Source organism: Prevotella sp. PTAC, from assembly GCF_013166535.1.
In the GTDB taxonomy this organism is placed as follows: domain Bacteria; phylum Bacteroidota; class Bacteroidia; order Bacteroidales; family Bacteroidaceae; genus Prevotella.
In genome coordinates this window covers 1-5,557 of record NZ_JABKKK010000026.1, presented here as the reverse complement: position 1 = coordinate 5,557, position 5,557 = coordinate 1, and the positions used below count along the sequence as shown (strand labels likewise).

At 48.1% G+C, this 5,557-nt stretch carries 4 protein-coding genes and 1 pseudogene; 1 reads left to right on the top strand and 4 read right to left on the bottom strand.

Annotated elements, in window-relative coordinates:
* Positions 1-91 precede the first annotated feature (91 nt).
* Positions 92-2,032 (top strand): annotated as a pseudogene (gene mobC, locus HPS53_RS12400) (conjugal transfer protein MobC); the annotation flags it as partial.
* 59 nt (positions 2,033-2,091) lie between these two features.
* On the opposite strand, the gene HPS53_RS12395 reads toward mobC, so the two are convergent.
* The 4 genes from HPS53_RS12395 to HPS53_RS12380 form a co-directional block, all read right to left on the bottom strand.
* Entirely contained in the window at positions 2,092-2,481 is a 390-nt protein-coding gene (locus HPS53_RS12395) for a hypothetical protein (protein WP_065538011.1), read from the bottom strand.
* Between the two features lie 2 nt (positions 2,482-2,483).
* Entirely contained in the window at positions 2,484-3,932 is a 1,449-nt protein-coding gene (locus tag HPS53_RS12390; protein ID WP_172206512.1) for a Fic family protein, read from the bottom strand.
* A gap of 131 nt (positions 3,933-4,063) precedes the next feature.
* A complete protein-coding gene (locus HPS53_RS12385; RefSeq protein ID WP_172206511.1) occupies positions 4,064-4,681 on the bottom strand; it encodes an RteC domain-containing protein in 618 nt (205 codons plus the stop codon).
* 209 nt (positions 4,682-4,890) lie between these two features.
* Complete coding sequence (locus HPS53_RS12380) at positions 4,891-5,304, bottom strand: dihydrofolate reductase family protein (RefSeq protein ID WP_172206510.1); 414 nt, start codon at positions 5,302-5,304, stop codon at positions 4,891-4,893.
* Positions 5,305-5,557: the final 253 nt, after the last annotated feature.

Sequence of the window (5,557 nt, the reverse complement as noted above, 5' to 3'; positions counted from 1 at the left end):
CAATCATTTTAGCAAAACTACAAACAATTATCCACCCGATGGACATCTCTCTTACTAGAAAAAAGTGCCAATCGCTATTGACACTGCAAAGGTAAGAGTGGTCATGAACGTGTACTGGTTCTGCTATGAAGCCATCCGGCTCTGGGGAGTGGATATCGGCGTGGTGGACAGAATCCTGATGAACTTCGACCGCACGGCGGGGCTGTTCCGTTCCATCCTGTACACGAAACTGTTTGCCGTCCTCCTGCTTGCCCTGTCATGTCTGGGGACGAAGGGCGTGAAGGGGGAGAAAATCACTTGGGGACGGATCTGGACGGCTCTTGCCGCAGGCTTCGTGCTGTTCTTCCTGAACTGGTGGATATTGGCATTGCCGCTGCCGGTGGAAGCGGTGACGGGGCTGTATGTCCTGACCGTCGGAGCGGGCTATGTCTGCCTGCTGATGGGCGGTCTTTGGACGAGCCGCCTGCTAAAGCACAACCTGATGGATGACGTGTTCAACAACGAGAACGAGAGTTTCATGCAGGAAACACGGCTTATCGAAAGCGAGTATTCGGTCAATCTTCCGACACGGTTCTACTACAAAAAGCGTTGGAACGACGGCTGGATCAATGTCGTGAATCCCTTCAGGGCTTCCATCGTATTGGGTACGCCGGGCAGCGGGAAGTCATACGCGGTGGTAAATAATTTCATCAAGCAGCAGATTGAAAAGGGCTTCTCGATGTATGTGTACGACTTCAAATTCAGCGACTTGTCCACGATAGCCTACAATCACTTGCTTAACCACCCGGAGGGCTACAAGGTGAAACCGAAGTTCTATGTGATAAACTTCGACGACCCGCGACGCTCGCACCGTTGCAATCCCATCCACCCGGATTTCATGGAGGATATCACGGACGCTTACGAGAGCGCGTACACCATAATGCTCAACTTGAATAAAAGTTGGGTGCAAAAGCAGGGCGACTTCTTTGTGGAATCACCTATTATCTTGTTCGCCAGTATTATATGGTATCTCAAAATCTATAAAGGCGGCAAGTATTGCACGTTCCCCCATGCAATCGAGTTCCTTAACCGCCGTTACGAGGATATTTTCCCTATTCTGACCTCTTATCCCGAACTGGAAAACTACCTCTCGCCATTCATGGACGCATGGCTCGGAGGGGCTGAGGAGCAGTTGATGGGGCAGATAGCATCGGCGAAAATTCCGCTCTCGCGCATGATTTCCCCGCAGCTCTACTGGGTGATGTCGGACAGCGAGTTCACGCTGGACATCAACAATCCCGAAGAGCCGAAAATCCTCTGCGTTGGCAACAACCCCGACCGTCAGAATATCTACGGTGCGGCTCTCGGTCTGTATAACTCCCGTATCGTGAAGCTCATTAACAAGAAGGGGATGCTGAAGTCGTCGGTCATTATAGATGAACTACCTACCATATATTTCAAGGGGCTGGACAACCTTATCGCCACCGCACGAAGCAACAAGGTTGCCGTGTGTCTGGGCTTTCAGGATTTCAGCCAGCTGGTGCGCGACTATGGCGATAAGGAAGCCAAAGTCGTGATGAACACCGTCGGAAATATCTTCTCCGGTCAGGTGGTAGGCGAAACCGCCAAGACGCTATCCGAACGCTTCGGAAAGGTGTTGCAGAAACGGCAGTCCATTTCCATTAACCGGCAGGACGTTTCCACCTCCATCAACACGCAGATGGACGCGCTTATCCCACCCAGCAAGATTTCCGGCTTGACGCAGGGAATGTTTGTCGGTTCTGTGTCCGATAACTTCAACGAGCGTATCGAACAGAAAATTTTTCACTGTGAGATTGTCGTGGACGCCGAGAAGGTGAAGCGCGAGGAGAAAGCCTACAAGAAGATCCCCGTCATTACCGACTTCACCGACGGGGACGGCAACGACTGCATGAAGGAAACGGTGCAGGCGAATTACAGGCGCATCAAGGAGGAGGTGAAGCAGATTGTCGCCGACGAACTGGAGCGTATCGCGGGTGACGAGAACCTGAAGCATCTGTTGCAGCAGAAATAATATATCCGTTTATATATGGAAAATCCGTAGCCGATGACCGGTTACGGATTTTTATTTCATTATGTCTGCTTTTCTTTTTCCGATTTGAGTTGTTTGTTTATGGTGGAAATGACAAGTGTCAGCAGGTAGTTTTTCAGCTCTGTGTCATCTTTCAGCAGTATGCTGTATTCTTCGGCGAACATTCTCAAAAGTCTGGTTCTGAGTTTCGACATTTCCTCACCGAAAGGTATCTGCCGGTTTTCATTCCAATACTCCATTGTTAGAGAGGCTGCCAACCATTTGAACTCCGCTTTCATTTCCTTGCCGAGTTTCTTGAATCTGGTTTGCTCAGTAATGGGAAGGTCTCTATATGGCATCATATCAACCGGGTCATAAACGGATATGCAGCCGATGCCGTAATCCATGACTACAGGCAAATCCGTATTCTTATGTTTCTTCTTTTTTGCCATGCCTATTGCTGTTTCAACAAATCCAAGCCTTTCTCCGTAAGGCGATATTTCTGTTTCGGATGGCTCGGTTGTTCCGGATATAATGGAATGACATAGCCTTCATCCAATGCAGGATGCAGGTAGTTTGTCCTGAACGTAGGGCGATGGTTCAGTTCCAATGCCTCCATTATTTCTTTTACGGACAACTCTCGTTCATCCAATATTTTCACCAACGCGAATACTTGGTCGGTGCTTGGTCGGTGCTTGGTCGGTACTTGGTCGGTACTTGGTCGGTTTGTCACCTCGCATTTGAATATCAGCGTTACACTGTCACTCCATATCCTGTATTCCGGTTCGGGCAATCCGGCTTTGCGGCATTCCGACATCATCAGTCCTATACCGCGTCCCCAGCTTTCCAAGACCTTCCGTTTATATAAGGCATTTGCCAATAATGGATTTTGTGGTTTGGATTCATGCTCGGACTTCATCTTTTCCGCATCCCAGTTGGGCGGAAAAGTTCCGGGGTTCTCAATCTCCACGCGGTCATCATAAATGGCTATGCCCACTGAACCGCCGGCCTCTTTGTACGACCTGTGGGTGAGCGAGTTCACTACACCTTCTCTTATTGCCTTGTATGGGATGGTCAAATGCTCCTCCCGTTCCAATGTGTCTGTCGTGCCGGATAAGGAAAGGTGCTTGAATATAAAAGCCATCGCTGCGTTGAGCAATTGAAAAAAATTGCCTTGAATGCGTTGGCTGTCCATGAATACAGTCTTGTCAGTACCTTTGAAACGCGCCAGCCGAAGCAGGCATTGGGGATATTCCATGTCCTCGTGCTTTCCAAACAGCACGGCTGCCGCATTGTTCAACACCCCGTTTTTCTGTAACCCGAACTTTTCCAATATGACAGGAACGTCAGTGCCCGTATCCTCCGGCAGACGGCCGCATTCTATACCTAACCTTACAGTCTTCAATACCTCATTGGCGTCCAAGTCCTGCAAGGTCAGGTTTCTGTTCTCTAAAAGTTCCCAGCGGTATCGGTTGCCGTCACGTTGCAACAGCAAGTCATTATATGCTGTCTGCGGCATCGTCGTGGTCGCGCTTTCTACCCGCATATATGGTCTTCCTTTATAGGAGAACGGACGGTTGAGCTTTGAGTTTTCAACGTGGAAAGCAATTACTTTCTTCTCACTGTCAGGCAACGGTGCATAGGATATTTGTACCATTGCCACCGGTTCCAACCGATTGATCGCTTCCGCTATATCCCTTCTGGTCTTGTCGCTTACTTCCTGTCCGATGATTTTTCCCTTGTCGGTGACGCCGAAAAGCACCGTGCCGCCTTCTCCGTTAAGGAAGGCGCAAAGCGTTTCCATCCCACGCTCCAATTGTCCGGTGGTTTCCTTGAACTCTACCCGTCCACATTCTTTTCCGGCTATCAGTTGTTTTACTGTATCGAGGTTGTCTATGCTCATATTCAATTTGTAACGATTATGCAAAGATAATGTTTTTGGCTGACTTTCGGGACAATAGCGCGTGGAAAGTACAGATTCGGCATATATAAATCAGAGGACAACGCAATGCCGTCCTCCGACTTGTATGCGAACTATCTTCTCATGCGTTCCATTTCTTCATCATGACGGATCTTTTCATTCAATTTTGCCAGCATCTTGTCGAGGAAATAGGTTCGGCTGGTATTCTTGCGTAGCTTGATGGCGGAATAATACCGATAGCACTCTTTGGTTTTGATACCGAAAAACTCATATAGAGCGGCGGACAGCTCTTTCAGCGAGGTTTCCCCGTTATTGATGCAACCCATTTCATCAAGACCGTAGATAAGCTCCACCAAATCAAGTGTGTTGCCCGTCCATTGCAGTAGTCCGGTTGTGTTTTCGGTTGTATTTTCGGCGGATGTGTGGATGGGGAGCAGTGGCGGCACTTGGGGAGCGGCAAGGAACTTCTGCATCTTCCTTACGAAAGAGAGAGCCTTGCTGACGTAGGCGGCGACTTCTCTCTTTTCTTCGGGGAGATGGCGCACGGGGTGATGCTGTAACTCGATTTCGATGTAAGCCAGCGCGATGATGGTGCGGTTGTTGTCCACATTGCCGCTGCATAGCTCGATCACTTGGGTGGCGAAAGTCGTGTATGCCGTTTCCATATTGCAGTCACCGGCTTCGTTTATACGGCGGAAGAACTCGGTTTCCGCCAATAAGAAATAATTCATGTCCTGTCAATTTTGAAATTTTACACTCTGTTTTTCGGTATGCGCACATGATATGAATGGCAAAAACCGCGACCAGAAAGCAAAAAATCCGGTGCTGTTTTCACAATGCGCTGGATTTCAGAGTGATATTTTTTTATTTTATTTATCCGACAGGATTTTTGCTCAACTCAAAGTGTTCATTTTCTGAACTTTCGTCCACTTTATGGACATCAGACACACGCTTTGTAGATATGGCGGACCACTCCGTTGCGGTATGCTTTCTGTGAGATAAGCCTCCACTGTTCCTGTGGCAACGCGGACTGGAAGAAACGCTTTCCCGTTCCGGCAATGAAAGGAATGGTGTAGAGTATGATTTCATCCACCACGCGCATACGCAGCAGCCCGTTGATGTAGTCTGTCTTTTCGGGAGTGGCTTCCGCCAGATAGCAAATGTTTGTTGTGGATTTCCGCCATTCGTCAAGCATGGAAATGGAATAATCCGGTGTTATATGATAAAGGGCGTTTTCCCTTATCTCGTTGATACCGCAATCTTCAAGGCGCAGTTCCTTATACGCTTTGCAATACAACTCGGAGCTTTGACATCCGTCCATCGTGAGGACGGCAAGAATCTGTACTTTACCCATTATCGTTTCCTTTCGTTAGGCAAGGGCAAAAAAGTAGCGTGCAATTCACACTACTTCAAGCGCAGGCTCTGGTAAAGCCCCTGAAAGAAATACGTGAATGCACGCTATGCGTAGGCATAGCATAAGCTTCACGCAATTAGTCTCTTTCAGTTTCAATTTACCAGATTTATAGAATACATATCTAAAATGAAAACAACAACCAAACAAATGAAAATAAATGTGCTGTTTTATAGCTATTTATAAGTGTGCATTT